The organism is Actinomycetospora rhizophila, assembly GCF_042657905.1.
Classification (GTDB): domain Bacteria; phylum Actinomycetota; class Actinomycetes; order Mycobacteriales; family Pseudonocardiaceae; genus Actinomycetospora; species Actinomycetospora rhizophila.
On record NZ_JBHSKG010000005.1, the window covers coordinates 38,332 to 64,872 of the forward strand.

Here is a 26,541-nt window from a genome sequence, read left to right on the forward strand (position 1 = left end):
GTGGCGTGGCTGATCCCCGGTGGCTCGACGACCGCCAGCAGCGCGCATGGCGCGGGTACCTCGCGATGCAGGCGCGGCTGCACGCCCAGCTCAACCGGCGGCTCCAGGCCGACTCGGGGCTCTCGCTGTCCGACTTCGACGTGCTCGTCGCCCTGAGCGAGCGGGACGGCCCCCTGCGCGTCCAGGAGCTCGCCGACCAGCTGCAGTGGGAGAAGAGCCGCCTGTCCCACCAGCTCTCGCGGATGGAGCGCCGCGGCCTCGTCGAGCGCCAGGACTGCCCGGACGACGCCCGCGGTGCCCTCGTCGTGCTGGGGGGCGCGGGCCGCAGCGCCATCGAGCAGGCGGCGCCGGCGCACGTCGAGGCGGTGCAGTCGCTGGTGTTCGACGGCCTCGACGAGGAGCAGGTCGAGACGTGGGCGGCCGTCACCGACGCGGTCCTCGCGCGCGTCGACGCCGCGCGGGGCGCCTGAACCTCCTGCCGGCTCCGGCGCCCGTGAAATTCTGAGCGAAGGGCACCTTCGCTCGGATAGATGGGCGAGGGGCGCCCTTCGCCAGAACGGCGGCGGCGCCACCCCGGGCACGATCCGCGCCCAGCGCTAGACCACGTGGTCCTCGCGCGTCGAGGGCACGAACAGCTCGTCGGGCGTCAGGAGCCGCGAGGTCAGCCCCTGCTCGTGGGCGTGGCGCAGGAACGTGGCCAGCACGTGCCGGTTGGCCTCGAGGCCGTAGGGCCAGAAGTCGTGCCCGAGCAGGCCGCGCACGCGGGCGATCTCGTCGTAGAGCCAGGGCAGCATCGTCGGGTTCGCCGCGACCTCGTCGAGCCGGTCCTCGGTGACGGCCTTCGCGCGGGTGAACGCGTCCATGAGCGAGCGCGCGATCCACGGGAAGCGCTCGTGCACCCCGGCGCGCAGCACGATCACGTGCATGATCGGGAAGATCCCGGTGGCCGCGGCGTAGCGCTCCTCGGCGGCGCGGGGGTCGGCGAACAGGCGGGCCACCGCGGGGTTCCCCTCGCGCAGCGGCCGCGGGGTACGCGGCGCGTAGAGCGCGTCGATCTCCCCGGTGACGAGCATGTCGGCGAGCGTGCGGTCCGGCGGGATCGGCGCGACGTCGATCTCGGGCGGGAGGGCGAGCGCCTGCTTCTCGACGCGGCCCGGGGCGTGCATGCCGCCGGTGCGGTAGCGCACCGACGCCACGGGCACGTCGTGGTGGTCGGCGAGGATGCCGCGGATCCAGACACACGCCGTCAGCTGGTACTCGGGCACGCCCACGACGCGTCCGGCCAGGTCGGCGGGCGCGCGGATCCCGGCGCCGGTGTGGACGTAGATGCCGTGGTGGCGGAACGCGCGGGACGGGAAGACCGGGATCGCGACGAAGGGGGCGTCCCCCGCGGCGAACCGCGTCACGAACGACGCCAGCGACATCTCCGCGGCGTCGAACTCGCCGTGGCGCAGCATCCGGAAGAAGGTCTCCTCGACCGGGAGGCGCAGGTAGGTGAGGTCGACGCCGTCGACGGCGACCGTGCCGTCCTCGAGCGCGCGGGTGCGGTCGTAGTCCCAGCAGGCGAGCGTGACCGGGATGCGACTCATCGCGAGGCCGGCGGGACCAGGCCGGGCGGCAGCCCGTACATCGGGTCCTGGATGACGTCGACGACCGCGGGCAGGTCCTGGTCGAGGGCGGCCTGCAGCGCGGGGGCGAGCTCCTCGTCGCGCTCGACGCGCACCCCGAACCCGCCCAGCGACCGCGCGAACGCCGCGAGGTCGGCGTTGCCGTAGAAGACGCCGAGGTAGCGCTCCCCGTGGGCGAGCCGCTGGCGGTCGCGGGTGTTGCCGTAGGCGTTGTTGTTCATGACGACGTTGACCACGGGCAGGCCCTCGCGCACGCACGTCTCCAGGTCCTGGGCCACCATCCAGAAGCTGCCGTCGCCGCTGACGCACACCGCGCGCCGGGCGGGGTCGGCCAGCGTCAGGCCCATGGCCGCGGGCAGCCCCCACGCCATCGCGCCGCCCGCGGAGCCCGAGAACCGCCCGGGCTCGGGCAGGCGCAGGTAGCGGTGGGTCCACGGCCCGAAGCTGGGCGCGTCCTGCACGATCCGCACGTCGTCGCGCTCGGCGAGGGGCGCGAGGGCGGCGACGGCCGCGCGGCTGCTCACCCCGCCGCGGGGGTCGTCGGCGTCGAGCAGGGCGGAGTCCGGGGACGACGCCTGCTCGTACTCCACCCGCAGGCGCTTGCGCCGGTCCAGGCGCTCGGGCGCGGGATCGGGCAGCGCGGCGGTCAGCGCCCGCGCGCCGGCGGCGGCGTCGGCGACGAGGCCGACCTCGGGGACGTACACGCGGCCCAGCTCGACGGGGTCGACGTCGACATGCACGAGCCGGACGTCGTCGGCGAGCAGCGTCCAGCGCCGGGTGCTGAACTCGGAGAACCGGCAGCCCAGCGCCACCACGACGTCGGCCTCGGCGGCGGCGCGCCAGGTGACGTCGTGGACGCCGTAGCCCAGCGAGCCGAGGTACGCGGGGTGGTCGTGGGACACGGCGCCCTGGCGCAGCCACGTGGTCACGAGCGGGGCGCCGGCGCGGTCGGCCAGCGCGGTCATCGCCCCGGAAGCACCGGTCGCCCCGCCGCCCACGATCACCACGGGGCGGGCGGCGTCGGCGATCACCGCGGCCGCCGCCGCGACGCCGTCCGGGTCGGGCGCGGGCGGGTGGGCGCGCCACCGCCGGGCCGGCGCCACGACGTCGTCGACGGAGTCCTGCAGGACGTCGAGGGGCAGCGACACCACCACCGGCCCGGGCCGCCCGGTCACGGCCGTGCGCACCGCGCGCTGAAGCAGCTCGGGGATCCGGTCGGCGCGCCGGACCTCGACCGCCCACTTGCTCATCGGCCGGAAGGTGGCGACGACGTCGGCCTCCTCGAAGGCGCGGCGCTCGACGACGCGGTCGGCGACCTGGCCGACGAGCAGCAGCATCGGCACCGACTCGTCGTAGGCGTTCTGCACGGCGATCGCCGCGTTCGCCGCGCCGGGCCCGCGCGAGACGAGGCACGCGCCGAGCCCGCCCCCGCGGGAGAGGCCGTCGGCGAGGAAGCCCGCCACCTGCTCGTGGCGCGTGGCCAGGTAGCGGACCCGGTCGTGACGGGCGATCGCGTCGATCACCTCCATGACCGTCGTCCCGGGGACGCCGGCCACGACGTCCACGCCCTCGGCGGCCAGGCAGGCGACGACCACGTCGGCACCGGTGCGTCCTGTGACGGTTGACACGGCGCGAGCCTGCCAGACACTCTTCTTCACCGCAGAGAAGACTTCTGCTCAACGGGAGTGATCGCCGTGTCCGTCCACGCCATCGGGATCCTCGGGCTCGTGCTGGTCTTCGTGATCGGCACGCTGCGCCCGGTCAACATCGGCGTCGTCGCCCTCATCGCCACGTTCCTGGTGGGGACGCTGGTGGCGGGCGAGAGCGTCGACGACCTCCTGTCCGGCTTCCCGCCCGACCTGTTCGTGCTCCTCGTCGGCGTGACCTACCTCTTCGGGCTGGTCACGGTGAACGGGACGCTCGCCTGGCTGCTCGACCGGGCCTGCGGCCTGCTGGGCGACCGGCCGGCGCTCGTGCCCTGGCTGATCTTCCTGTTCGCGGCCATCCCGACCATGGCCGGCGCGCTCGGCCCGGCCGGCGTCGCCATGCTCGCCCCGCTGTGCATGGGCCTGGGCGAGCGCTACGGCATCGACCGCCGGCTGTCTGCGCTGATGGTCATCCACGGCTCGTCGGCGGGGAACTTCTCGCCGCTCAACGGGCTCGCGGTGATCGTCAACCGGGCGGCGGGCGCGGCCGGGCTGGACGTCGCGCCGGCGCAGCTGTTCTTCGGCAACCTGGCCGCCAACCTGGTGCTCGGCGCCGTCGCGTACGCCCTGTTCGGCGGGCTGCGCCTGTGGCGCGAGCGGCGCACGGTGCTGCCGGAGGGCTCGGTCGAGGACACCGTCGCCGCCGCGGGCTCCGGGCCGGGCGCCGCGCCGGCGCCGACCCCGGCCTCGCCGCGTCCCGACGGCGCCGTGGCGACCGCGGCGGCCACGGACACCACCACGGCGCCCCGCACCGCCCTGCGGGTCGACCAGTGGATCTCGCTGGCCGTGGTGGTCGCCGTCGCGGTCGGCGCGCTGGTGTTCGGCGCCGAGATCGGGTTCCTCGCGCTGCTCGGCGCCGCGCTGCTGCACCTCGCGTTCCCGGAGCGGGTCAAGGGTGCCGACAAGCGCATCGTGTGGTCGGTCGTCCTGCTGATCTGCGGTGTCGTCACCTACGTCGAGGCGCTCGAGCGCTACGGCACCATCGACGCCGTCGGCCGGGGCATCTCCGGGCTCGGCGTGCCGCTGCTCGTCGCGTTCCTGCTGTGCCTGGTGGGCGCCGCCACCTCGGCGTTCGCCTCCAGCGCGGGGCTGCTCGGCGTGCTCATCCCGCTCGCGGCGCCGTTCCTGGTCAGCGGGCAGATCGGGGCGGCCGGGGTGATCGTCGCGCTGGCGATCTCGGCCACCGTCGTCGACTCGACGCCGTTCTCCTCGGTCGGCGCGCTGACGCTCGCCAACGCCCCGGAGGAGGGGCGCCCGCAGGTGTTCCGGACGCTCCTGGCCTGGGGGCTCACGCTCATCCTCGTGGCGCCGGTGCTCTGCTGGGTGGCGTTCATCCTGCCGGCGGCGTGAGTGTCTTCTGCAGAGCAGACAGTCCGTAGGGTCGGGCCATGGACCGCGCCGCGCCGGCACCCGAGTTCGGCTCGACGCCGCAGTACCCGATCGACTCGGTGGACAACGCGCTCAAGGTGCTGCTGCTCCTGGGCAGCACGCCGCGGTTGCGGCTGACCGACGTCAGCCAGTACCTCGGGGTCGCCACCTCGACCGCCCACCGGCTGCTCGCGATGCTGCAGTACCGCGGGTTCGTGCGGCAGGACGCCGCCACCCGCAGCTACGTGCCCGGCCCGTCGCTCGACGACGTCGCGCTCGGCATCCTGCGCCGCCTCGACGTGCGCACCCAGGCGCGCCCGGTGCTGGAGAAGCTCAACGCGACGCTCGAGGAGACCGTGCACCTCGGGCGCCTCGAGGGCGACCACGTGCACTTCATCGACTCGCTGGAGAGCAGCCGGGCGCTGCGCGTCGGGGGGCGTCTGGGCCGGTCGGTGCCGGCGCACTGCACGTCCAACGGCAAGGCGATGCTGGCCACCCTGACCGACGACGAGGTGTGCGCGCTCTACCCCGACGAGGCGCTCGCGCAGATGACGCCGCACTCGATCGGCACGCGCACCGAGCTGCTCGAGCACCTCGAGGCGATCCGCCGGGCCGGCTACGCCACCAGTGCGGAGGAGAGCGAGGAGGGGGTCGGCTCGATCGCCGTCGCGCTCTCCGCGGCCCGCACACCCCGGCACGCCGTCAACGCGTCGGGGCCGGTCAGCCGGCTCGGCGAGCCGCGCTGGTCGGCGATGCTCGACGCGGTGCGGGAGGCCGCCCGCGAGATCGACGCGCTCCTGCTCTGACTCCCCGGCGTCTTGACGCGCCGGTGCGCCGTCCCGCAACCTCTACACAGAGGAAAAGCTATCTGCTGAGCAGAAACGGAGCTCCGGATGCGGGACCAGGGAGCCGTCCTCGAGGACGTGCGGCAGGGGATGATCCCCGCGCACATCTACAACGACGACGAGATCTTCGCCCTTGAGAAGGAGCGGGTCTTCGGGCGCTCGTGGATGTTCCTCGCGCACGAGTCGGAGATCCCGCGCGCGGGCGACTACGTCGTGCGCCGGGTCGTCGACGACTCGTTCATCGTCAGCCGGGACGAGTCCGGCGCGGTGCGCGCGATGTTCAACATGTGCCTGCACCGCGGGATGCAGGTCTGCCGCGCCGAGATGGGCAACGCGTCGCACTTCCGCTGCCCGTACCACGGGTGGTCGTACAAGAACGACGGCCGGCTCGTGGGGCTGCCCTTCCACGGCGAGGCGTACGGCGGCGAGGAGGGGTTCCGGAAGAAGGGGCAGACCCTGCTGCCCGCGCCGGCGCTCGACACCTACAACGGTCTGATCTTCGTCAGCCTCGACCCGGCGGCGCCGCCCCTGCGCGAGTACCTCGGCGACTTCGCGTTCTACCTGGACTTCTACACGCAGCAGAGCCCCGAGGGCATCGAGCTCGTCGGGCCGCAGCGCTGGCGGGTGAAGGCGAACTGGAAGATCGGCGCGGAGAACTTCGCCGGCGACAGCTACCACACGCCGCACACGCACTCGAGCGTCGTGGAGATCGGGCTCTTCCGCGAACCGAAGGCCTCGAAGCGCAAGGAGGGCGCGCTCTACTGGGCCGGCCGGGGCGGCGGGACGACCTACAAGCTGCCGCCGGGCACCCTCGACGAGCGGCTGCGCTACGTCGGCTACCCCGACGAGATGATCGCGCGGATGCGCGCGACGTGGAGCGACGCGCACCTGGCGATGGTCGGCGACGACGGGTTCATGGTGTCGGCCGCGTCGGCGTTCCCGAACCTCTCGCTGGTGCACAACTGGCCCAAGGTCGAGGACTCCGGGGACGGAGCGTCCGACGACGTCGTCCCGTTCATCTCGCTGCGCCAGTGGCAGCCGGTCTCGGCCGACGAGACCGAGGTGCTGTCGTGGTTCGCGGTGGACCGCAACGCCCCGCAGCGCTTCAAGGAGCTCTCGTACAAGGCCTACCTGATGTGCTTCGGCTCGACGGGGATGTTCGAGCAGGACGACGTCGAGAACTGGGTGTCGATCACCTCGACGGCCGCGGGCTCGATGGCGCGGCGCCTGCGCCTCAACAGCCGGATGGGCCTGCTCGCCGACGACAAGCCCGTCTCGCCGCCGCTCGCGCACTTCTCCGGGCCGGGCGTCGCGTACGTCGGGTTCGGCGAGTACAACCAGCGCGCCATGCTCCGGGCCTGGGCCGACGCGCTCGAGGCGCCGCCGCCGGACCCCGGCACCGTGGACCTCGGGGGCACCCCGTCATGACCGCGCCGGCGCCCCGCACCATCGCCCGCTGCCTGCCGTTCGGCGATCCCCGCCACCTCGAGGCGCACCAGTTCCTCGTCGACGAGGCCGCGCTGCTCGACACCCAGGACTACGACACCTGGATGTCGCTGCTCACCGCCGACGTCCGCTACGTCATGCCGGTGCGTGTCTCGACGGCGCGCGGCGCGGGCTTCGACACCGCGCCGGGCATGGCGCACTTCGACGAGGACCACTACTCGCTCTCGCGGCGCGTGGCCCGCTTCGCCACCGAGCACGCGTGGACCGAGGACCCGCCCTCGCGCCTGCGCCACCACGTCGGCAACGTGCGGACGTTCCCCGTCGACGGGACCGAGGACGGCGCTGTCGAGGAGGTGGTCGTCGAGTCCGCGGTGCTGCTCTTCCGCAGCCGCGGCGACGTCCGCGAGCCCTCGCTGATCTCGGCGGGCCGCGAGGACGTGCTGCGCCGCGACCCCACGCGCACCGCGCCGTCGGCGGGGCACTGGATGCTCGCGCGCCGCACGGTCAGCGTCGACGAGTCGGTGCTGCGCACCCAGAACCTGGCGATCTTCCTGTGAGCGGCGAGAAGGAGGCGCTCGAGGCCGGCGCGGTCGGCGAGCCGATCACGCTGGGCAACGAGTTCGCCGAGATCCGCGTGCGCAAGGTCGAGACGCGCAACGGCGCGCGGCTCATGATCGAGTCACCGCGCTCGGGGCAGTGGGTGGCGCTGTGCCCGCTCGAGCTCGAGGCGCTGACCTGGCAGTCCGACGAGGTGTTCTCGGCGATGATCGGCAACCCGTACGGGCCGTTGTTCACCGACGCCGATGACTGACTGGCTCGCCGGGCGCCGCGCGCTCGTCGTCGGCGCGGGGTCGGGCATCGGGCGGGCCGTGGTCGACGCGTTCCGTGCCGAGGGCGCCCGGGTCGCGGTGCTGGAGAAGGACGCCGGCAAGGCGGCGGCGCTGCGCGACGAGGGCCTGCCCGTCGTCACCGGCGACGCCACCACCCGCGCGGACAACGAGCGCGCCGTCGCCGCCACCGTCGAGGCCTTCGGCGGGCTGGACCTGTTCGTCAGCTGCGTCGGGATCTTCGACTTCTACCGCGGGCTCGCCGACATCGACCCCGACGTGCTCGACGCCGCCTTCGACGAGGTGTTCGCCGTCAACGTCAAGAGCCACCTGCACGGGGTGCGCGCGGCCCTGGACCAGCTGCGCGCCCACCGCGGCGCCGTCGTGCTCACCGCGTCCACGTCGTCGTACTACCCGGGCCGCGGCGGGGTGCTCTACGTCGGCTCGAAGTTCGCGGTGCGCGGGCTGGTCACCGCGCTGGCCCACGAGCTCGCCCCCGAGGTGCGGGTGAACGCCGTCGCGCCGGGCGGCACCGTGCACACCGACCTGCGCGGGGCGACGAGCCTGGGCCAGGGCGACCGGCGCCTGGCCGACACCCCGGACCGCGCCGCCGAGCTCGCCGCGCGCGTGCCGCTGCAGGTGGCGCTGACCGCGCAGGACCACGCGTGGAGCTACGTGGCCCTGGCCTCCGAGCGCTCGCGGGGCATCACCGGCGACGTCGTGCACCCCGACGGCGGGATCGGGATCAAGGGATGAGCGGCCTCGACGCGCAGCGCGCGCTCATCGCCACCGCCTGCCGCGTGCTCGCCCACCGCGGGCTCGCGCCCGGTGTGCTCGGGCACGTCAGCCTGCGCGTCGGCACCGACCGCTGCCTGGTCCGGTGCCGGGGCCCGCAGGAGCGCGGGCTCGCCTTCAGCGAGCCCTCGGACGTGCGGCTCGTGAGCCTGGACGGGGAGCTCCTGGAGGAGGCGACCGGGTATGCCGTGCCCACCGAGCTGCCCCTGCACACCGAGGTGCTGCGCGCGCGGCCCGACGTCGCCGCCGTCGTCCACGCGCACCCGCCCGACACCGTGGCCGCCGACCTCGCGGGGCTCGCGGTGCGCCCGATCGTCGGCGCCTACGACATCCCCGGCGCGCACCTGGCGGCCGGCGGGGTGCCGGTCTACCCGCGCGCGGTGCTGGTGCGGGACCGGGTGCTGGCCGGCGAGATGGTCGCGGCGCTGGGCGACCGGCCCGTCGTCATCCTGCGCGGCCACGGCCTCACCGCGACCGGGCGCTCGGTCGAGGAGGCCGTGCTGCGCGCCCGCAGCGTCGACACCCTCGCCGCGATGACGCTCGCCGTGGCCCGCGCCGGCGGCATCCCGCGCGACCTGCCGCCCGCGGACCTCGCCGAGCTCCCCGACCTCGGCGGCGGCTTCACCCACGACACCGCCTGGCGCCACGAGGTGGCGAGCCTGCCCTGATCAGGCGCCGGTGCCGCTCCAGCGCTGCCGGCGCGCGGCGTCGAGCGTGCGCATCTCGTGCAGCATGGTGGCGAGGTTGTCCTCGAGGTGCTCGCGCACGGCGTCGCGCACGCGCTGCGGGTCGCGGGTGCGGGCCGCGTCGACGAGCGCGTCGTGCACGTGCGCGCGGTGCTCCGCGAACGACTCGGGCGCCTCGACGGGGTCGAAGACGAGGCGGGTGTAGCGCTCGGAGGCGTCCCAGAGCGGGGCGAGCACGCGCCGGTCCCAGTCGCTCGCGGCCGGCTCGATCATGGCGGCGTGGAAGGCGCGGTGCGGCGCCCAGAACGCCTCCTGGAGCACCTCGCCGAACGTCTCGCGGACCAGGGCGTCGAGCGCCGCGATCTCCTCGTCGGTGCGGTCGGGCGCCGAGAGCGCGGCCAGCTCGGGCTCGACGGTGATCCGCAGCCGGTAGATGGCGCGCAGGTCGTCGGGGTCGAGCGGTGTGACGATCGCGCTGCGCGACGGGCTCAGGGTGATCAGGCCCTGGGCCTCGAGCTGGCGCAGTGCCTCGCGCACCGGGACGTGGCTGACGCCGAGCTGCTCGGTGAGCGCCGGGACCGTGAACGGGCGCCCCGGCGGCAGCTCGCCGGACAGGATCGAGCGGCGGATCTCGTGCAGCACGAGGTCCACGGCCGACGCCTTGCGCGCCGCGACCGAGCGCACGCTCCCGTCCACCGCCACCCCCTGCTGCTCCGGCACGCACGGCATCGTAGCGCGCGTTGACATCTTATAACTTAGCACCGTAGCGTCCGGCGTCGTGGCCCAGGTCACGTCGAGGTGACCGCGACCCGGAGGTGCTCATGACCTACTCCCTGGACCGCCCCGGCACGTCCGACGCCGCCCGCGCCCTGCGGGCCGATCTGGTCGGGCGGGCGCGCGAGATCGTCCCGGTGCTGGCCCGGCACGCGGCGCGCACCGAGGAGGACCGTCGCGTCGTCGAGGAGAACATCGCGCTGATCGACGAGGCCGGCCTCTTCTCGATCATGAAGCCGCGCCGTCTCGGCGGGCTCGAGACCGACATGCGCACCAAGCTCGAGGTGTCCCGCGAGCTCGCCCGCGGCTGCGGGTCGACGGCGTGGGTGACGACGCTGATGAACGTCTGCTCGTTCTTCGCCGGCCTCTTCCCCGACCGGGCCCAGCGCGACCTGTGGGAGGACGCGCCCGGCGCCCGCATCGCCGGGGTGCTCGCCCCCTCGGCGGAGGCGACCAGGGTCGACGGCGGCTACCGCGTGACCGGGTCCTGGGGCTGGGCCTCGGGCTGCCTGCACGCGCAGTGGGCCGTGGTCGGCTTCCCCGTGCCCGACGAGCACGGGGAGATCGTCGACCAGGGCCTCGCGCTGGTGCCGATGGACGACCTGACCGTCGAGGACACGTGGTTCGTCGCCGGCATGCGCGGCACCGGCTCGAACACCCTGGTCGCGCGCGACGTCCTGGTCCCCGAGCACCGGGTCCTGTCGATCCCCGCGGCCATCGGCGGGCGCTACGCCACCGAGCACACCGGCGAGGCGCTCTACCGCTCCGCGTTCGTCCCGGTCGCCGCGCTCGTCCTGGCCGGCCCGCAGCTGGGGCTCGCCCAGGCCGCGCTCGACCTCGTCATCGAGAAGGCGCCCAAGCGCTCGGTCTCCTACACCTTCTACGACGTCCAGACCGAGGCGCCGACCTTCCAGCTCGCGGTGGCCAAGGCCGCCTCGCTGGTCGACGCGGCGCACCTGTTCGCCTACCGCGCCGCCGCCGACATCGACCAGGCGGCCGCCGACGGCGTGTACCCCGACTACGCGGCGCGCGCCCGGGTGCGCATGGACACCGGCGCGGCGATCGAGAACGCGCGGGAGGCCATCCGCACGCTCGTCTCGGCCCACGGTGCCGGCGCGTTCGCCGAGACCAGCCCCCTGCAGCGGATCTGGCGCGACTCCGAGGTCGCCTCGCGCCACGCGGTCATCAGCCCGGCGATCTCCACCGAGGTCTACGGCCGGGCCCTGCTCGGCCTGACCGACGGCGTCACGGCCCTGGTCTAGAGAGGACATCCCTTGCGCATCGCCAACCATGCGGGACGGCTCGCCCTGGTCGAGCCCGACGCGGAGTCCGCCGGCGGCCTGCGCGGGCTCGACGTGGAGCGCGCCAGCGACGGCCGCTTCGGCGCCGACCCGCAGGCCGTCTACGACCGCTGGGACGAGTTCCGCGCGTGGGCCGCCTCGGCGGACCTCGCCGCGGCCGTCCCTCTCGGCACGGCCGCCCTCGGCCCCGTCGCCCCCCGGCCGCCGCAGGTCTTCGCGGTGGGCCTGAACTACCGCGACCACGCCGCCGAGTCGGGCATGGAGCTGCCGGTGACGCCGCTGGTGTTCACCAAGTACGCGTCGAGCTTCACCGGCCCGCAGGGCGACATCCGGCTCTCCCCGGGCAACGTGGACTGGGAGGTCGAGCTGGTCGCCGTCATCGGCACGGGGGGCCGCCGCATCCCGGCGGCGCAGGGGTGGGACCACGTCGCCGGCCTCACCGTCGGCCAGGACATCTCCGACCGCACCACCCAGTTCGCCGCGCCGCCCCCGCAGTTCGGCATGGGCAAGTCCTACCCCGGGTTCTCGCCGACGGGCCCGGCCCTGGTCAGCGTCGACGAGCTGCGAGCGGCCGGTCTCGACCCCGACGACCTCGAGCTGGGGTGCCTCGTCAACGGCGAGAGCGTCCAGAAGGGCCGCACCGGGGCGATGATCTTCTCGGTCCCGGACCTGGTCGCCGAGCTCTCGGCGATCGTGACGCTGCTGCCCGGCGACGTGGTCTTCACCGGCACCCCGGCCGGCATCGGCGCGGGGATGAGCCCGCCCCGCTTCCTCGACGACGGCGACGAGCTCGTCACCTGGTGCGCCGGGATCGGTCAGATGCAGCACCGCTTCGTGACGGGAGAGGCCTCGTGACCGCCTACCTCGAGGCCGACGACCGGCCCGGCACCTTCGTCTCCCACGCGTTCGACGAGCACCTCGTCGACCTCGGCGAGATCCGCATGAACTACGCGACCGCCGGCGACCCCGCCGCGCCCGCGCTGCTGCTGATCCCGGGGCAGTCGGAGTCCTGGTGGGGCTACGAGCCCGCGATGCCGCTGCTCGCCGAGCACTTCCACGTGCACGCCGTCGACCTGCGCGGGCAGGGCCGCTCCACGTGGACCCCGGGCCGGTACACGATCGACGTCTTCGGTGCCGACCTCGAGCGGTTCATCGACCTCGTCATCGGGCGGCCGACGCTCGTGAGCGGGATGTCCTCGGGCGGGGTGCTGTCGGCCTGGTTGTCGGCGTTCGCCAAGCCGGGGGCGATCCGCGGGGCGGTGTGGGAGGACCCGCCGGTGTTCGCCAGTCAGACCACCCCGGCCGTCGGCCCCGGCATCCGGCAGGCCATCGGGCCGGTGTTCACCGCGTGGAACACCTGGCTCGGCGACCAGTGGAAGGTCGGCGACCTCGACGGGCTGATGCGCGCGATGCCGACCGCGCTGCCCCCGGAGATCCTGCGCGCGTTGGCGTCCATGATCCCGCCGCCCGCGCCGGACGCCGCCCCGCCGCCCGGCCAGAACCTGCGCGAGTACGACCCGGAGTGGGGCCGCGCCTTCGTCAGCGGCGCCGCGACGGCGTCGTGCGATCACGAGACGATGCTGCGCCACGTCCGCGTCCCGGTGCTGTTCACCCACCACTTCCGCACCGTCGACGAGCAGACCGGACGCCTCGTCGGCGCGTCCACCGACCAGCAGGCCCGCCGCGCCTGCGAGCTGGTCACCGAGGCCGGGCAGCGGGTCGACTACCGCTCCTTCCCGGACATGCCGCACTCGATGCACGAGCACGCCCCGAAGCAGTACGTCGAGACCCTCCTGGACTGGGTCGCGACGCTCGAGAACGAGGAGTCCCGATGAACGAGCACAAGCAGGCGCCGATCATCCCGCCGAAGCTGCACCACGCGACGTTCCTGACGCTCAAGCTCGACGAGATGGTCCGCTGGTACGGGCTCGTGTGCGGGCTCCACCCGGTGCACTACGCCGAGACCGCGGCCTGGCTCACCAACGACGCCGCCAACCACCGCATCGCGCTCATCAACCACCCCGCGATCAAGCGGCCGGTCGACAAGCCGACCAGCGCCGGCCTGCACCACACGGCGTTCGAGTACGACTCGTTCGGCCAGTGGCTCGACAACTACGAGCGGCTGCGCGACCACGGCATCACGCCGTTCATGTGCCTCGACCACGGCATCACGATGTCGATGTACTACGCCGACCCCGAGGGCAACGGCGTGGAGATCCAGTTCGACGCGTTCGGCGACTGGGCCGTGTCGAAGGAGTGGATCTGGGCGTCGCGCGAGTTCGCCGAGAACCCGATCGGGGAGTGGTTCGACCCCGACCAGCTCGTCGAGGCCCGCGCGCAGGGCGTCTCGCCCGAGGAGATCCACGAGGGCGCCCGGGCCGGGAAGTACCGCCCGGAGAACCCGCCCGCCGATCTCCTGCTGCCCGAGGTCTACTGACCCCGTGCTCCCGGATCGCTGCGAGGTCCTGGTCGCGGGCGGCGGCCCGGTCGGGCTCGCGACCGCCGTCGAGCTCGGCCGGCGCGGCGTCTCGTGCGTCGTCGTCGAGCCGCGGACCTCGGTGTCGCACAGCCGCCCGCGCTGCAAGACCGTCAACGTCCGCACGATGGAGCACCTGCGGCGCTGGGGGATCGCCGACCGGCTGCGGGAGCGGGCCCCGCTGCCGGTGGCCTGGTCGCAGGACGTCGTCTTCTGCACGACGCTGGCGGGGCACGAGCTCTCCCGCTTCCACGGCGTGCTCGGGCTGGCGCCGGAGGCGGGGCGCTGCGCGGAGCCCGGGCAGCAGGCGCCGCAGTACGTGCTCGAGGAGCTCCTGCGCGAGGTCGTCGAGGAGCTCGCGCCGTGCACCCTCGCAACCGGGCACCGGGTGGTGGCGCTGGCGCAGGACGACGAGGAGGTGCGGGTCGAGGTCGTCGACGACGCCGGGGTGGCCCGGACGGTCATCGCCGACCACGTCGTCGGGTGCGACGGGCCGCGCAGCGTGGTGCGCGCGCAGATCGGCGCCGACTACCTCGGCGAGCACGCGCTGCGCCCGAACTTCGGGATGGTCGTACGCGCCCCGGAGCTGTGGCGCCACGTGCGCCACGGTCCCGCGGTGCAGTACTGGACGGTCAACCCGGTCGCCCCGACGCTGATGGGCCCCCTCGACCGCGAGGGCACCTGGTGGATCATCGCGTTCGGCGTCGAGCGCGAGGCCGGGCACGCGCGGGCCCGCGAGATCGTCGACGCGGTCGCCGGCGTCCCGGTCGACGCGCAGGTGCTCTCGACCGACCCGTGGACCGCGCGGATGCAGCTCGTCGACACCGCGCGGCGCGGGCGGGTGTTCCTCGCCGGCGACGCCGCGCACCTCAACCCGCCCTTCGGCGGGCACGGGCTCAACACCGGCATCGGCGACGCCGTCGACCTCGGCTGGAAGCTCGCCGCGGTGCTGCGGGGCTGGGGCGGCCCGGAGCTGCTCGCGAGCTACGCCGCCGAGCGCCGGCCCGTGCAGGAGCGGGTGATCCGCGCGGCCGAGGAGAACATGCGGACGCTGTCCACCGACCTGCTCGACCCCGACCTCGACCGCGACGACGCCGCCGGCGAGGCCGCCCGGGATGCCGTGCACCGGCGCATCCAGGAGACGAAGGCGGCCGAGTTCCACGCGCTCGACCTCGTCCTGGACGTCGTGCACGACCGCTCGCCGGTGGTCGCGGAGGGCGCCGGCGACCGCATGCCGCACGCCTGGGTCGCGCCCGGGCACTCGCTCTACGACGACCTCGGCCCGGAGCTGACGCTGGTGGTGCACCGGGACACGGGGGCCGCCGCCGCGTTCGCCGCGGCGGCGCGGGCCCGGGGCGTCGACCTCCGCGTGCTCGACCGGCCCGGCGGCGGGCCCGACGACCTGCTCCTCGTCCGCCCCGATCAGCACGTGGCCTGGCGGGGGGACGCGGACACCGTCGACCCTCCGGCCGTCGTCGCGCGGGCGTGCGGGGGAACCGTGCCCGCACATCCAGTTGTGCACGGCCGATCCCGGCCATGGTGGCGCGATGGCTCAGCTCCAGGACAAGGTCGCCGGCAGCGTCATCATCACCTCCAGCGTGGTCGGGCTGGTCGGCTTCGGGGACCTGTCGGCCTACGTCGCGGCCGAGCACGGCCAGGTCGGGCTGATGCGCTCGGCGGCCAAGGAGGTCGCCCACCGCCGCATCCGCGTCAACACCCTGCACCCGGGGCCGACGTCGACGCCGTTCCAGGACGACATCGAGATGCGGGCGACCGGCAAGACGCAGGCCGACGCGGCGTCGGTCTTCGACGGGCTGATCCCGCTCGGCCGGCACACGACCGTCGACGAGATCGCGCAGGCCGCGCTCTACCTGGCCTCGGACGCCTCGGCGATGGTCTCGAGCACCACGTTCGCCATCGACGGAGGGATGAGCGGCTGATGCGCTCCGCGATCTACCACCACCCGCACGACGTCCGCATCGAGGACGTCGCCGAGCCCGAGCCGGGCGCCGGCGAGGTCAAGCTGCGCGTCGCCCACAACGGCGTCTGCGGCTCGGACCTGCACGAGTACTTCTCCACCGAGACGTTCGTGCCGGTCGCGCCGCACCCGCAGACCGGCATCCAGGCGCCGGTCGCGCTCGGCCACGAGTTCTCCGGGACGGTCGTGGCCGTCGGCGACGGGGTGTCGTCGGTGCGGGCGGGCGACCGCGTCGCGGTCCGGCCCACCTACACCTGCGGCCGGTGCCCGGCCTGCCGCGCCGGCGCGCCCAACACCTGCCGGGTGCTCGCCTTCCACGGCCTGTCCGGGCCCGGCGGCGGGCTCTCCGAGTACACCGTGCTGCCCGAGAGCATGGTCTTCGCGCTGCCCGAGAACGTCTCGCTCGAGATGGGCGCCCTGGTCGAGCCGATGGCGGTCGCGTACCACGCGGTGAAGATCTCGGGGATCCGGCCGGGCGAGCTCGCCGTCATCGCGGGCCTCGGCCCGATCGGCGTCGGGCTGTTCTTCGCCCTGCGCGCCGCGGGCGTCACCGACATCATCGCGAGCGACCCCTCCGCGCAGCGCCGCGACATCCTGACCGGCCTGGGTGCGCGCCACGTCATCGACCCGACCGTCACCGAGGTGGCGACGGCCGCCCAGGAGGCCACCGACGGGCTCGGCGCCCGGGTCGTGTTCGACGCCGCCGGCGTCGGTGCGGCGATCCTCACCGGCATCGGGGCGCTCGCGCCCCAGGGCAAGGTCCTCGTGGTGGGCATCCACGAGCAGGCGATGGAGCTCAACCCGACCGCGCTGCTGCTCGGCGAGGCCCAGATCGTCGCCTCACTGGTCTACACCGACGACGACTACCGTCACGTCATCGACAGCATGTCCCGCGGTGAGATCACCGGCGAGGGCTGGGTCGACCACGCCCCGCTCGACGATCTGCTCACCGTGTACGACCAGCTGCGCCGCGGCGAGCGGATGAAGGTGCTCATCGACCTGTGAACCGGAGACGCCCGTGACCCGCTACGAGTCCGTGTCCGCCCCCGACGGCGGCGAGTTCGACGCCTACCTGGCGCTGCCCGCCGCGGGGAGCGGTCCCGGGGTCCTCGTCTTCCAGGAGATCTTCGGGATCAACGACAACATCCGGGGCATCTGCGACCGGCTGGCCGGCGAGGGCTACACGGCCCTCGCGCCGGACATGTTCTGGCGGCTGGAGCGCCGGTTCGAGCGCAAGGACGAGTCGGACCTCGAGGCCTGCATGGCGATGGTGCAGCGCCTCGACTTCGGGGCCGCCGTCGGCGACATCACCGCGACGTTCGCGCACCTGCGCGCGATGCCGGAGTGCACCGGCACGGTGGGGGCCATCGGCTTCTGCCTCGGCGGGACGCTGACCTACCTGTGCGCCACCGGCGCGCGGGTGGACGGCGCGGGGATCGACGCGGCCGTCCCGTACTACGGCTCGGGCATCCACGACATGCTCGACCGCGCCGGCGAGCTGCGGTGCCCGACGCTGTTCCACTACGGCGACCGCGACCCGTTCATCCCCGGCGAGCAGATCGCCGCGGTCGAGGCCGCGGTCGCGGGGCTGCCGCACGTCACGGTGGCCCACCACGACGCCGGGCACGCCTTCTCCAACTGGGACGCGCCGTCCATGTACGACCCCGCGGCGGCGCAGGAGGCGTGGGCGCAGACCCTCGCGTTCCTGGGGGAGCACCTGCGCCGGTGAGTCCCTACCGGGCCAGCGTCTCCGCCGGCGAGCAGCCGTAGGCCCGGCGGTAGGACGCCGAGAACCGGCCGGCGTTCGAGAAGCCCCACCGCGCCGCGACGGCCCGGACGGTGGTCCCGTCGGCGGGGTCGGCGGCCCGCAGGTCGCGGTGCGCGCGCTCCATGCGGACCTCGCGCAGGTACTCCAGCGGGGTCTGGCCGCGGTGCCGGCGGAAGGCCGCCTGCAGACCGCGGGGACCCATGCGGGCGGCCTGCGCGACCTCGCTGACGGTGACGTCCTCGTCGGCGTGCGCGTCGATGTACGCCATCGCGCGCCGCACGGTGGCCGGCTCGCCGCCGAGGTCGCGGCGGCGCGGCTCGTCGCCCTGCGTGCTGTTGGGGAACACGGCCAGCGCGCCGACGACCAGACGGTGCAGGGCCTCCCGGCGCAGCAGCGGGATCGCCATCAGCTCGTCGTGGGCGAGGAGGTCGCGGTCGACAGACGAGACGAGCCGCGACCAGTAGCGCGCGTGCTCCGCCGAGAGCGGGGTCATCGTGGCGAAGCGGACCTCGCCCGGCTCGAGCCCGGACAGCTCGGCCCCGATCCGGGCCACGTCCCCGAGGTCGAGGGACGTCATGCGCAGGTAGCCCGCCCACCGCGACGCGTAGCCCGCCCAGTGCGGCGCCAGCACCAGGGTGGCGTCCTGCTCGCCCCGCCCGTCGTCGACCGCGAGCCTCCCGCCGACGAGCTCGACGGCCGTGAGGGCCGGCGTGGGCTCGGCGCGCGCCTCCATCCGGGCCGCGTGCCGCATGTGGCTGATGTCCAGCCCCTCGGACGAGGTCCCGGCGAGGGTGAACGTGAAGCCCTCGCGCTCGATCGGCCCGGCCCGGAAGCGCGCGTAGGCCTGCTGGTACCCGACGGCCTCGTCCGGGTCGGTGGTGTGCACCCGGTGACGCAGGACGGCCTCCCGACAGGTGGTCATCACCGGGCCTTTCCGCTGGCGGCGCCGTCACGGTAGCCGCGCGACCGGCGGGAGAGGACCCGGCCGACGCTCACCGGCCATCGAGTGCGTCGATCTCGGGCACCAGGGCGGCCGCGAAGCGCCCGGGCTCGCCGAGCAGGGCGAGGTGGCGGGTGCCGGGCAGCTCGACGACCCGGTCGGTGCGCAGGCGTGCGGCGGTGGCCAGGGCCTCGGGGCGCCCGAAGCTCCCGTCCTCGCTGGCGAAGAGGATCGCGGTGGGGACGGTGATCGCGGTCTGCTGCGCGTCGGTGAGGCCGATGAGCGGGCTGCGCAGCACCGTGACCAGGGCGTCCACGGCGCCGGGCCCGAGGAACGGCGCCCGCCACCGGTCGATCGCCGCGTCGTCGGTGGGGCACCCGGGGCCGCACTGCGCGGCGACGATCGCGCGGATCGGGGCGCGGTGGCGCAGCACGGCGGTGACCGCCGCGGGCGCGATCGGGTCGACGAGCACCCGGCGGACGCCGCCGCCGGCATCGGTGCGGTCGGCGCCGAAGTACGGGGTGCCGTCCCCGTTGGCCGCGACCACCCCGCGGACCGAGGCCGGGGCGCGCAGGGCGAGGGACAGGGCGATCGCGACGCCCGACGAGTGCCCGACGACGATCGGGCGCTCGAGGCGCAGGGCCGCGAGGACCCCGCCGAGCTGGTCGGTGTCGGCCGCGAGGTCGTAGGGCGGCACCCGGTCGGTGAACCCGAACCCGCGCACGTCGTAGGCGTAGACGTCGCGGTCGGCGGCGAGCAGCGGCGCGACCCGCGACCACACGTACGTCGACTCGGCGAACCCGTGGACCAGCACCAGCGGCGCCCGCCCGGACGGCCGCCCGGCGGGCCAGTGCTCGACGTGGGTGCGCACCCCGGCGGCGTCCACGTCGACGCCGGGGGCGGGGACCGCGAGGCGCACCGGGGCGAGCCGGTCCCAGCCCAGGTAGGCCGCCGACACCGTGAACACGAGGGCGACGAGCACGAGGAGGGTCAGCCCGACCCGCCGCGCCCACCGCCGGAGCCCCCGCCGCACGCGCGCATCGTCGCGCAGGGGTGGGCGCACCGTCAGCGGGAGGGCGCGTCGTCCGGGTCGGCCAGCCGCGCGAGGAGCCGGTCGAGGTGCGGCTCGACCTCGAGGCGGGCGAGCAGCGACCGGGCGCCGCCGGCCTCCCCACCCTCGAGGTCGCCCGCCACCAGCAGGGCGAGCAGGCGGCGCCGCAGGAGGCTGCGCGACCGGGGGTCGGTGCTGCGGTCGGGGCGGACCCAGCCGGCGAACGCGGGCTCGCCCTCCGCGCCGTCGCGCAGCGCCGCGAGCACCCGGCCCGCGCCGTCGCTCAGGCGCATCTCCCCGGCCCCCGGAAGCTGGCCCGGCGGGGCGGCGATGCCCGCGCGCACGGGCGGCCCGATCCGGTGCTGCACAGTCCGTGAGTCGATGCCCGCGTCGTACGCCAGCCGCCGCGCGACCGGGTCGAGCAGGCTCGCCAGCAGCAGGTGCTCGGTGCCCACGCGCGCCGAACCGAGGCGCTCGGCCTCCTGCAGCGCACCGAGGCCGCGCGCCCACGCCACGAGGTCGGGATCCTCCGGGGCGCCGCCCTCGACGGGCGCCTCGTCACCGACCCCGGGGAGCACCCGGTCAGCCTGCCAGCCATCGGGGGCCGGGGACACGTCCCGGACCCGGCGTGGTGGTCACGGGGGCCGTGCCGCGGTCTCCGTCTCCGAGACCGACACGGTCTCGGTCTCGGTCCCGGACGCCGTCGCGGTCTCGGTGTCGGACACCGTCACCGTCCGGGTGGGGCGCGGCCGCGACACGATGATCTGGGCGATGCCGACCGCGAGGACCCCGATGGTCAGCAGCCGCTCGGCCGGCGGGAGCGGGCGGTACCAGCCGTAGACCTGCGTGGCGAGGGCGACCAGCTGGGCGACCAGCGGCAGCGCGATCGCGGGCCAGCCGGTGATCTCCCGGGACGGGCGCGCCCCCGCCGGGGGCTTGCTGGCGCCGACCGCGAACGCGAGCGCCCCCGCGCTCCAGAGGAAGTCGTAGGGCCCGTCGTGGGACACGACGTCGGCCGCGGTGAGGCTGTAGGCGGAGTCGGCGGCGGTCAGGCAGAGCAGCCCGAGGCCGACCCAGGGCCAGCTGCCCACGAGCCGCCAGGAGATGAGCGGCAGGGTGCCGAGCAGTCCGCCGAAGAGCAGCACGTCCCCCAGGGGGTAGGCGACGGTCATGAACTGGCCGAGGGGATCGATCGGGGCGGTGGCCAGCACCGGCACGATCACCAGCAGGACGCCCGGCGTCGCCACGAGCAGCACCAGGACGAAGCCGTCGAGCCAGCGGTGCCACGGCACGTCGATCACCCGCGCCCGCACCATGAACACGAGCCCGGCCATGAACAGGGGATAGGTCGCGAGGTAGAGCGGGTCGGTCGGGTTCGGGGTCGGGACGTCCCCGCCGCCGGAGTAGAGCACGCTCCACGTGATCTCGGCGGCACCGAACACGAGCAGGGCGGCGGTGAAGCAGTACCAGGCACGCCGCGCGGGCCCCCCGGCCGGCCGCAGGCGAGCGCCCCAGAAGCAGACCCCGGCGGAGGCGAGGATCAGCGCGGAGTGCAGCCAGTCGTCGACGATCGGCAGGTCGGACGGGTGCGGGCCGCCCGTCCGGAGCTGGTGGGTCGCCTCGATCGCCAGGCCGAGGAACAGGACGACGGCGACGGCGCGGCGGATCGACACGGACGCCCCCCGGAGGCCCTCGACGCGGCGGTTCGATGGTCTGCTTACCGTCCCGGCGCCGCGAGGGCCATGGGCCGTGCGGCTCCGGAACGGCCGGCTCGTGGTGGTGGGCCCGCTCACCGCCCGCCGGCGACGGCGTCGACGATCTCCAGCCCGGCCGGCCCGACCTCGGCGACGTAGAGGCGCGGGGCGACGAGGTCCCGGGCGCCGATCGCGTCGTCGCGCGGGGCGGGGCGCCGGCGGGACAGCGCGATCCCGTGGTCGGCCGCGCCGCCGTCGGGGTCGGCGTGCAGCACGCGGGCGTAGCGGTGGATCGCCTCGTAGACCGTCTCCGACAGGGCGGTGATCGACGGCGCCCACGCGCCGTAGGCACCGCGGTAGCGGGCGAGGAGGCCGTCGTTGCCCGGCAGCGGGTTGTCCTGGAAGTACCCGAGAGCGGTCCGCAGCCCCGCGCCGGCGCGCGGGCCGATGTGGGCGAGGGTGGACTCCTCGAGGACGAGCGACACGGTCCGCACCGACCCCCGCAGCCCCGCGGCCTCGCTCTGGCGCTCGAACGCGACCTCGTCGGCCCCGACGAGCGTGCTGAGCACGAGGTCGGCGCCGGAGCGCCGGATGTGCTCGATGGTGTCGGAGAAGTCGGTGGTGCCCAGCGGTGCCAGCACCTCCCCGGCCACCCGGCCGCCCGCGCGGGCCACCGCCCGGTACGCCGCCGCGTGGGCGCCGTGGGACCAGACGTAGCTCTGCCCGACGAGGAACCAGCAGCGGGCGCCGGCGTCGCGCATCGTGGGCGCGACCAGGGCGTCGAGCTGGGCGTGCGGCCGCTCCCCGAGGCGCACGGCGGTGGGGGCGTCGCCGCCGCCCTCGTTGATGACGGTGTGCACCACCAGCACGCCGCGCCCGTCGAGCGCCCGGCGCACGGCGTCGAAGCTCGCCGAGGTCGCGTTGACGAACACCGCCCGGCACCCGAGCCGGGCCATGCGCTCGGCCTCGAGGGCGGCCTGCTCGGCGTCGGTGGCGTCGTCGGCGGTGAGCAGCTGCAGCCGCCGCCCGCCCACGCCGCCGTCGGCGTTGATCTCGTCGACGGCGAGGCGGGCCATGAGCTCCGCCGACATCGAGTAGACCGCGCCCGGGCCCGAGGCGGTCGTGATCGCCCCGAGGCGCACCCCGCCGTCGTCCGCGGGCTCGGGCAGCGGGAGGCCGCGGCGGTGCAGCAGCCACTGCACGCCCTCGGGGGGCACGCTCGCGCGCACCCGCACGCGGGTGCCGTACGCACCGGCCGGCGTGAACCGCAGGCTCAGGCGCCCGCGCCAGGGCTGGGTGTGCTCGATCTCGACGGCCGCCGCCGGGGCGACGCGGGTGATGCGCCCGAGGACGTCGACACCGCTCGCGCCGCCGTGCCCGTCCAGCGGCAGTCGCAACGAGACGCTCGCCCCCGGGGTGACGGCGTCGCAGCGCGCGCCGAAGAGCCACCCCTCCCCGCCGGCCGCCCCGAACAGGGCGAAGACCTCGCGCGGGGCGAGCGCCACCGTCCGTTCGGCCGCGACCGTCGTGTGCATCGGGGCTCCGCGGCCTAGCCGGTGTCGCGCCCGCGGTCCGGGGCGGAGGCCGGCGCGTCGTCGATGGCGTCGACGGCCTGCCGCATGATCGACTGAAGGTAGACGAAGGCGTCGCGCACGGCGCCCTCGGTGTCGAGCGAGTAGAAGCGGTTCCGGCCCTCGCGGCGCTCCCGCACGATCCCCGAGGTGCGCAGCAGGCGCAGGTGGCTCGACACCGTGGTGCGCCCGACCGTGCCCACGCGCTCGGCGAGCCGGTTGACCGAGAGCTCACCCTCCTCGCCGAGCACCGACAGGATCCGCCGGCGCACCCCGTCGGACAGGGCGTCGAACGCGAGTTCCTCCTTCGGGGCCACGTCGGGACGGTAGCACCGGTCGACGGGTGTCGACCCCTGATCGCGACGTCCCGTCGCCGGTCAGACCGCCACGACGAGGAGCACCGCGAGCGTGGTGAGCAGGACGAGCGCGAGCGCGCGGACCGACGGCGCGGGCGGCTCCGGCCGCGGGGCCACCGCGCGCAGGCACGCGTCGAGCCGGGCGCCCGGACCCGCCGCCGTCCCGTCCGCCGTCCCGTCCACCGCCCGCCCGACGGCACGGCGCAGCGCGTCCGCGTCGGCCCGGTGCGCCGCGAGCCCGGTGGCCAGCGTCGTCAGCGAGGTCGCCGCCCGGCGCACCGGCACGCCGTAGCGGGCCGCGAGACCGCGGCAGGTCGCGTCGTCGACGTCGGGGCCGGCCACCAGCACCCGCACCACGCCGCGGGAGGCACGCCACCCCCGGCTGCCCTCCAGGACGTCCCCGTACAGGGCCGCGCAGCCCAGCACCGCGCCCGGCCCGTCCTGACCGACCACGCCCCGCGGGTCGGCGACGGCGTACAGCCCGCAGCGGCAGTCCGCCGCCGGGATCGCGGCGGCGTCGTGGTGACCGCTCGTGCACCGGGCGTGGGTCGCGCGGCCCGGCGACCAGCGCGTCCCCCGGACCGGGGCGACGAGCTCGGGCCCGCCGGAGCGCTGTACGACCCGCCAGGCCCGCCACCCGACGATCACGCCGGCGACGTCGGGGACCTCGCCGCCCCCCGGCACCTGCGCAGCCGCGAGCGCATCCATCGTGGCCTCCCCCCGCCCGGCGACCAGCGTCGCCGCCGGTCCGGTCGAGGGCAAGGGGCGGGTCGGGCACCCGGGGAATCGATCTCGGGCCCGCTATCGTGGGTGCCGAATGACCCCGACGCACGATGAGGGATCGAAGCGATGACCGTCTCGAGGACCGGTGACGGTCGCGCGCCCGCGAACGTCGACACGAGCGTGGCGAGCATCGCCCGTGTCTACGACTACGCGCTGGGCGGCAAGGACCACTACGAGGCCGACCGCCGGACCATCGAGGCGGTCCGCAAGGTCGCGCCCGAGGTCCCGCTGCTGGCGGTGGACAACCGGGCCTTCCTCATCCGCGCCCTGCGCTTCCTCGCGACGCAGACCGACGTCACCCAGTACCTCGACCTCGGGTCCGGGCTGCCGACCGCGGAGAACACCCACCAGGTGGTGCAGCGGCTGCGGCCGGAGTCGCGCGTCGTGTACGTCGACAACGACCCCTCGGTCGTCGCGCACGGGCGGGCGCTGCTCGAGGACAACGAGTTCACGATGTTCAGCCCGGCGGACATCTTCGACCCGCGCAGCGTCCTCGACGACCCGGCGATCCGCAGCTTCCTGGACTTCGAGCAGCCGATCGCGCTGATCCAGAACGGCACGCTGCACCACTACGACGACCCCGCGCGCTCACCGCAGAGCGTCATGGGCGAGTACGTCGACGCCCTGCCCTCGGGCTCGTTCGTGGTGCTCGCGCACTTCTACGACCCCGAGGACGACGACAGCGAGCTCGCCCGCCGCATGGAGGACGTGTTCGTGCACAGCCCCATGGGGAGCGGCGTGTTCCGGACCCACGAGGAGATCCGGGGGATGCTGCCGGGCCTCGAGCTGGTCGAGCCGGGCCTCGTGATCTGCGCCAGCTGGTGGCCGGACGGCCCGCTGCTCAAGCCCCTCGCGCCCGTGCAGCGCTGCATCGCCGGGGCCGTCGGGCGCAAGCCCTGAGGGTCGGGGTCCGGGTCAGCCGCGGTGCCGGCGCGGTCCCGCGTCGGCGCGGCGCGTGCGGGCCTCGCTGGTCAGCCACGTGGCCACGTCGACGAGCTTGACGTTCGTCTCCTGCGACGACTCGACCAGCATCTGGAACGCCTCGTCGTCGTCGACGGTGAAGCGCTCCATGAGGATGCCCTTGGCCTGCCCGATGACGTCGCGGCTCGCGAGGGCGTGCCCGAGGTCGGCGGCGTGGTCGGCGCCGTGGAGCAGGGTCGCCGCCTGCACGCCGAACAGGCCGGCGGTCAGCTCGGCGGAGGCGTCGAAGACGCCGGGCGCGCGGGCGTAGAGGTTCAGCGCCGAGCGCCGCCTGCCGTGCAGCGACAGCTGCACCGACATCATCGCCCGGAAGCCCGCGTGCACGCACCGGGGCGCGTAGGCGGGCCAGCGCTCCCCGTCCGGCCCGGCCAGGTCCTGCGCGACGACGATGCCCGCCGGCGGCGGGTCGTCGGCGGCGGTGATGCAGGGGCCCTGGCCGAGCTCCGACTGCAGCTGGTCGAGCCCGAGGATCGCGTTGTCCGTGGCGTGGCTGGAGCGCACCGTGCCCTGCTCGGTCCGCGAGATGCCGCCGCCGTCGGCGCCGGGGATCGTCGCCACCGCGGCGTGCACCAGCTTGCCGACCGTCGCCTCGAGATCGCGGATACTGCGGTTCTCGGTGAGCTGCTCGGCGGCGGAGCGCAGCGACTTCACCAGCTGCTCGTGATCGGGGTCGTCCATGACCAGCCCCTCGGCTCGGCGTCGGCGGGTCCTCGGGACCCGCGCCCCGCGCCGGGTCGCGGTGTCGACCCCTCGCCGACGGTACAAGCTGCGCGCCGGTTGTCTACCCAGAGTTACGGCCCGGGTCGAGCGTCGCCACAGGGGCGATGACCCTCGGTCTCGTCGACGAGCCAGCGCGCCACGTCGTTCAGCTTCATGTTGGTGTCCTGCGACGACTTGACGAGCATCGCGAAGGCCTGGTCCCCGGTGACCGTGAAGCGCTCCATGAGGATGCCCTTGGCCTGGCCGATGACGTCGCGGCTCGCGAGGGCGACGCCGAGGTCGTGGGCGTGGTCGGCGCCGTAGAGCAGGGCGGCGGCCTGTCCGGCGAACAGGCCCGCCGTGACGATCGCCGTGGCGTCGAACGCGTCGGCGGTGGCGGAGTACAGGTTCAGCGCCGCCCGGGTCCCGCCCGGCGAGCCCGTGAGGGACGCCGACAGCATCGACCGGAAACCGGCCTCGACGGCCCGCGGGGCGAACTGCGGCCAGCGCCGACCGTCGGCCCCGGCGAGGTCGCGGGCGAGCATGACGCCGTTGTCCGGCGGGCGCTCCGCGGCCTCGATGCACGGGCCCTCGTCCAGGCGGGTCTGGAGCACGTCGAGCTCGCCGATGGCGGCGGTCGTCGCGTGGCTCGTGCGCACGTCGCGGGCCGACGTCCGGGAGATGCCGCCCCCGACGGCGGCCGGGACGAGGTCGACGGCCGCGGCCACGAGCTGGGCGAGCAGCGTCTCGCGGTCACGGATGCTGCGCTTCGTGATGATGTCGTGCGAGGCCGCACGCAGCACCACCAGGAGGTCGTTCTCCGGGGCCCCCAGGCCGCTCGAGGTCATGGGCAACGTCCTTCGAGGGA

At 74.9% G+C, this 26,541-nt stretch carries 28 protein-coding genes and 1 pseudogene; 17 read left to right on the forward strand and 12 right to left on the reverse strand.

Translation table 11 applies throughout. The annotated features are described in order from the left end of the window. The first annotated feature begins 65 nt into the window (after positions 1–65). On the forward strand, positions 66–470 hold the full coding sequence (locus tag ACFPK1_RS11520) for a MarR family winged helix-turn-helix transcriptional regulator (RefSeq protein WP_378021335.1): 405 nt from the start codon (positions 66–68) through the stop codon (positions 468–470). Positions 471–596: 126 nt separating this feature from the next. On the opposite strand, the gene ACFPK1_RS11525 is transcribed toward ACFPK1_RS11520, so the two are convergent. Both ACFPK1_RS11525 and ACFPK1_RS11530 read right to left on the reverse strand, forming a co-directional pair. Continuing rightward, positions 597–1,589 carry a substrate-binding domain-containing protein gene (locus tag ACFPK1_RS11525; protein ID WP_378021066.1) on the reverse strand — a complete coding sequence of 331 codons (993 nt, stop codon included), beginning with the start codon at positions 1,587–1,589 and terminating at the stop codon, positions 597–599. Then, complete coding sequence (locus tag ACFPK1_RS11530) at positions 1,586–3,256, reverse strand: thiamine pyrophosphate-binding protein (protein WP_378021067.1); 1,671 nt, start codon at positions 3,254–3,256, stop codon at positions 1,586–1,588. The genes ACFPK1_RS11525 and ACFPK1_RS11530 overlap by 4 nt, the downstream gene beginning before the upstream one ends. 66 nt (positions 3,257–3,322) lie before the next feature. Here ACFPK1_RS11530 and ACFPK1_RS11535 point away from each other — a divergent pair, with 66 nt between their 5' ends. From ACFPK1_RS11535 to phtC, 7 genes are all read left to right on the forward strand, one after another. Continuing rightward, on the forward strand, positions 3,323–4,684 hold the full coding sequence (locus tag ACFPK1_RS11535) for an SLC13 family permease (RefSeq protein WP_378021068.1): 1,362 nt from the start codon (positions 3,323–3,325) through the stop codon (positions 4,682–4,684). Positions 4,685–4,722: 38 nt separating this feature from the next. Then, on the forward strand, positions 4,723–5,508 hold the full coding sequence (locus ACFPK1_RS11540; protein ID WP_378021069.1) for an IclR family transcriptional regulator: 786 nt from the start codon (positions 4,723–4,725) through the stop codon (positions 5,506–5,508). 87 nt (positions 5,509–5,595) lie between these two features. Further along, the gene (locus ACFPK1_RS11545) at positions 5,596–6,975 is read left to right on the forward strand and encodes a Rieske 2Fe-2S domain-containing protein (RefSeq protein ID WP_378021070.1); all 1,380 of its coding nucleotides are present in this window, start codon (positions 5,596–5,598) and stop codon (positions 6,973–6,975) included. Next, complete coding sequence (locus ACFPK1_RS11550) at positions 6,972–7,550, forward strand: 3-phenylpropionate/cinnamic acid dioxygenase subunit beta (RefSeq protein ID WP_378021071.1); 579 nt, start codon at positions 6,972–6,974, stop codon at positions 7,548–7,550. Before ACFPK1_RS11545 ends, ACFPK1_RS11550 begins: the two co-directional genes overlap by 4 nt. Beyond that, positions 7,547–7,804 (forward strand): hypothetical protein, encoded by a 258-nt coding sequence (locus ACFPK1_RS11555; protein WP_378021072.1) that lies wholly within the window; start codon positions 7,547–7,549, stop codon positions 7,802–7,804. Before ACFPK1_RS11550 ends, ACFPK1_RS11555 begins: the two co-directional genes overlap by 4 nt. Next, on the forward strand, positions 7,797–8,576 hold the full coding sequence (hcaB, locus tag ACFPK1_RS11560; protein ID WP_378021073.1) for a 3-(cis-5,6-dihydroxycyclohexa-1,3-dien-1-yl)propanoate dehydrogenase: 780 nt from the start codon (positions 7,797–7,799) through the stop codon (positions 8,574–8,576). Before ACFPK1_RS11555 ends, hcaB begins: the two co-directional genes overlap by 8 nt. Further along, the gene (gene phtC, locus ACFPK1_RS11565) at positions 8,573–9,283 is read left to right on the forward strand and encodes a 3,4-dihydroxyphthalate decarboxylase (protein ID WP_378021074.1); all 711 of its coding nucleotides are present in this window, start codon (positions 8,573–8,575) and stop codon (positions 9,281–9,283) included. Before hcaB ends, phtC begins: the two co-directional genes overlap by 4 nt. Here the strand turns inward: phtC and ACFPK1_RS11570 are convergent, their stop codons facing one another. Then, positions 9,284–10,021 carry a GntR family transcriptional regulator gene (locus ACFPK1_RS11570; protein WP_378021075.1) on the reverse strand — a complete coding sequence of 246 codons (738 nt, stop codon included), beginning with the start codon at positions 10,019–10,021 and terminating at the stop codon, positions 9,284–9,286. A 101-nt stretch (positions 10,022–10,122) separates the two neighbouring features. Between ACFPK1_RS11570 and ACFPK1_RS11575 the strand changes: the two genes are divergently transcribed. The 8 genes and pseudogenes from ACFPK1_RS11575 (at position 10,123) to ACFPK1_RS11610 (ending at position 17,559) form a co-directional block, all read left to right on the forward strand. Continuing rightward, positions 10,123–11,337: an acyl-CoA dehydrogenase family protein gene (locus tag ACFPK1_RS11575; protein WP_378021076.1), complete on the forward strand. Its 1,215-nt coding sequence runs from the start codon at positions 10,123–10,125 to the stop codon at positions 11,335–11,337. A 12-nt stretch (positions 11,338–11,349) separates the two neighbouring features. Further along, positions 11,350–12,231, forward strand: a complete 882-nt coding sequence (locus tag ACFPK1_RS11580) for a fumarylacetoacetate hydrolase family protein (RefSeq protein WP_378021077.1) — start codon at positions 11,350–11,352, stop codon at positions 12,229–12,231. Further along, the gene (locus tag ACFPK1_RS11585; protein WP_378021078.1) at positions 12,228–13,211 is read left to right on the forward strand and encodes an alpha/beta fold hydrolase; all 984 of its coding nucleotides are present in this window, start codon (positions 12,228–12,230) and stop codon (positions 13,209–13,211) included. Before ACFPK1_RS11580 ends, ACFPK1_RS11585 begins: the two co-directional genes overlap by 4 nt. Beyond that, positions 13,208–13,813 (forward strand): VOC family protein, encoded by a 606-nt coding sequence (locus tag ACFPK1_RS11590; RefSeq protein ID WP_378021079.1) that lies wholly within the window; start codon positions 13,208–13,210, stop codon positions 13,811–13,813. Before ACFPK1_RS11585 ends, ACFPK1_RS11590 begins: the two co-directional genes overlap by 4 nt. Before the next feature lie 4 nt (positions 13,814–13,817). Continuing rightward, positions 13,818–15,338: pseudogene (locus ACFPK1_RS11595) on the forward strand (FAD-dependent monooxygenase); the annotation flags it as partial. Between the two features lie 61 nt (positions 15,339–15,399). Further along, positions 15,400–15,792: an SDR family NAD(P)-dependent oxidoreductase gene (locus tag ACFPK1_RS11600; protein WP_378021336.1), complete on the forward strand. Its 393-nt coding sequence runs from the start codon at positions 15,400–15,402 to the stop codon at positions 15,790–15,792. Then, positions 15,792–16,835, forward strand: coding sequence for a 2,3-butanediol dehydrogenase (locus ACFPK1_RS11605; protein WP_378021337.1), 1,044 nt, complete (start codon positions 15,792–15,794; stop codon positions 16,833–16,835). The genes ACFPK1_RS11600 and ACFPK1_RS11605 overlap by 1 nt, the downstream gene beginning before the upstream one ends. A gap of 13 nt (positions 16,836–16,848) precedes the next feature. Then, positions 16,849–17,559: a dienelactone hydrolase family protein gene (locus tag ACFPK1_RS11610; RefSeq protein ID WP_378021080.1), complete on the forward strand. Its 711-nt coding sequence runs from the start codon at positions 16,849–16,851 to the stop codon at positions 17,557–17,559. Between the two features lie 4 nt (positions 17,560–17,563). Here the strand turns inward: ACFPK1_RS11610 and ACFPK1_RS11615 are convergent, their stop codons facing one another. From ACFPK1_RS11615 to ACFPK1_RS11645, 7 genes are all read right to left on the reverse strand, one after another. Beyond that, positions 17,564–18,520 carry a helix-turn-helix transcriptional regulator gene (locus ACFPK1_RS11615; protein WP_378021081.1) on the reverse strand — a complete coding sequence of 319 codons (957 nt, stop codon included), beginning with the start codon at positions 18,518–18,520 and terminating at the stop codon, positions 17,564–17,566. Between the two features lie 70 nt (positions 18,521–18,590). After that, positions 18,591–19,571, reverse strand: coding sequence for an alpha/beta fold hydrolase (locus ACFPK1_RS11620; RefSeq protein WP_378021082.1), 981 nt, complete (start codon positions 19,569–19,571; stop codon positions 18,591–18,593). 32 nt (positions 19,572–19,603) lie between these two features. After that, on the reverse strand, positions 19,604–20,167 hold the full coding sequence (locus ACFPK1_RS11625; protein ID WP_378021083.1) for a Clp protease N-terminal domain-containing protein: 564 nt from the start codon (positions 20,165–20,167) through the stop codon (positions 19,604–19,606). Between the two features lie 57 nt (positions 20,168–20,224). Further along, positions 20,225–21,262: a hypothetical protein gene (locus ACFPK1_RS11630; protein ID WP_378021084.1), complete on the reverse strand. Its 1,038-nt coding sequence runs from the start codon at positions 21,260–21,262 to the stop codon at positions 20,225–20,227. A 116-nt stretch (positions 21,263–21,378) separates the two neighbouring features. Further along, complete coding sequence (locus ACFPK1_RS11635; protein WP_378021085.1) at positions 21,379–22,818, reverse strand: ABC transporter substrate-binding protein; 1,440 nt, start codon at positions 22,816–22,818, stop codon at positions 21,379–21,381. 14 nt (positions 22,819–22,832) lie between these two features. After that, positions 22,833–23,171 (reverse strand): ArsR/SmtB family transcription factor, encoded by a 339-nt coding sequence (locus ACFPK1_RS11640; protein WP_378021086.1) that lies wholly within the window; start codon positions 23,169–23,171, stop codon positions 22,833–22,835. Between the two features lie 60 nt (positions 23,172–23,231). Next, the gene (locus ACFPK1_RS11645; RefSeq protein ID WP_378021087.1) at positions 23,232–23,918 is read right to left on the reverse strand and encodes a hypothetical protein; all 687 of its coding nucleotides are present in this window, start codon (positions 23,916–23,918) and stop codon (positions 23,232–23,234) included. Positions 23,919–24,059: 141 nt separating this feature from the next. Here ACFPK1_RS11645 and ACFPK1_RS11650 point away from each other — a divergent pair, with 141 nt between their 5' ends. After that, complete coding sequence (locus tag ACFPK1_RS11650; RefSeq protein WP_378021088.1) at positions 24,060–24,893, forward strand: SAM-dependent methyltransferase; 834 nt, start codon at positions 24,060–24,062, stop codon at positions 24,891–24,893. 15 nt (positions 24,894–24,908) lie between these two features. Here ACFPK1_RS11650 and ACFPK1_RS11655 read toward each other — a convergent pair whose 3' ends face one another. After that, complete coding sequence (locus tag ACFPK1_RS11655) at positions 24,909–25,652, reverse strand: GAF and ANTAR domain-containing protein (protein ID WP_378021089.1); 744 nt, start codon at positions 25,650–25,652, stop codon at positions 24,909–24,911. Between the two features lie 113 nt (positions 25,653–25,765). Beyond that, complete coding sequence (locus tag ACFPK1_RS11660) at positions 25,766–26,521, reverse strand: ANTAR domain-containing protein (RefSeq protein WP_378021090.1); 756 nt, start codon at positions 26,519–26,521, stop codon at positions 25,766–25,768. Between the last annotated feature and the right edge of the window lie 20 nt (positions 26,522–26,541).

What these genes read in the sequence shown, in the direction of transcription:
- ACFPK1_RS11590 (WP_378021079.1), top strand. Translation starts at nt 13,208, where the DNA reads ATGAACGAGCACAAGCAGGCGCCGATCATCCCGCCGAAGCTGCACCAC.
- ACFPK1_RS11575 (WP_378021076.1), top strand. Translation starts at nt 10,123, where the DNA reads ATGACCTACTCCCTGGACCGCCCCGGCACGTCCGACGCCGCCCGCGCC.
- ACFPK1_RS11635 (WP_378021085.1), bottom strand. Translation starts at nt 22,818, where the DNA reads ATGCACACGACGGTCGCGGCCGAACGGACGGTGGCGCTCGCCCCGCGC.
- ACFPK1_RS11545 (WP_378021070.1), top strand. Translation starts at nt 5,596, where the DNA reads ATGCGGGACCAGGGAGCCGTCCTCGAGGACGTGCGGCAGGGGATGATC.
- ACFPK1_RS11540 (WP_378021069.1), top strand. Translation starts at nt 4,723, where the DNA reads ATGGACCGCGCCGCGCCGGCACCCGAGTTCGGCTCGACGCCGCAGTAC.
- ACFPK1_RS11600 (WP_378021336.1), top strand. Translation starts at nt 15,400, where the DNA reads ATGGCTCAGCTCCAGGACAAGGTCGCCGGCAGCGTCATCATCACCTCC.
- ACFPK1_RS11660 (WP_378021090.1), bottom strand. Translation starts at nt 26,521, where the DNA reads ATGACCTCGAGCGGCCTGGGGGCCCCGGAGAACGACCTCCTGGTGGTG.
- ACFPK1_RS11525 (WP_378021066.1), bottom strand. Translation starts at nt 1,589, where the DNA reads ATGAGTCGCATCCCGGTCACGCTCGCCTGCTGGGACTACGACCGCACC.
- ACFPK1_RS11655 (WP_378021089.1), bottom strand. Translation starts at nt 25,652, where the DNA reads ATGGACGACCCCGATCACGAGCAGCTGGTGAAGTCGCTGCGCTCCGCC.
- hcaB (WP_378021073.1), top strand. Translation starts at nt 7,797, where the DNA reads ATGACTGACTGGCTCGCCGGGCGCCGCGCGCTCGTCGTCGGCGCGGGG.
- ACFPK1_RS11605 (WP_378021337.1), top strand. Translation starts at nt 15,792, where the DNA reads ATGCGCTCCGCGATCTACCACCACCCGCACGACGTCCGCATCGAGGAC.
- ACFPK1_RS11520 (WP_378021335.1), top strand. Translation starts at nt 66, where the DNA reads ATGCAGGCGCGGCTGCACGCCCAGCTCAACCGGCGGCTCCAGGCCGAC.
- ACFPK1_RS11645 (WP_378021087.1), bottom strand. Translation starts at nt 23,918, where the DNA reads ATGGATGCGCTCGCGGCTGCGCAGGTGCCGGGGGGCGGCGAGGTCCCC.
- ACFPK1_RS11650 (WP_378021088.1), top strand. Translation starts at nt 24,060, where the DNA reads ATGACCGTCTCGAGGACCGGTGACGGTCGCGCGCCCGCGAACGTCGAC.
- ACFPK1_RS11615 (WP_378021081.1), bottom strand. Translation starts at nt 18,520, where the DNA reads ATGACCACCTGTCGGGAGGCCGTCCTGCGTCACCGGGTGCACACCACC.
- phtC (WP_378021074.1), top strand. Translation starts at nt 8,573, where the DNA reads ATGAGCGGCCTCGACGCGCAGCGCGCGCTCATCGCCACCGCCTGCCGC.
- ACFPK1_RS11550 (WP_378021071.1), top strand. Translation starts at nt 6,972, where the DNA reads ATGACCGCGCCGGCGCCCCGCACCATCGCCCGCTGCCTGCCGTTCGGC.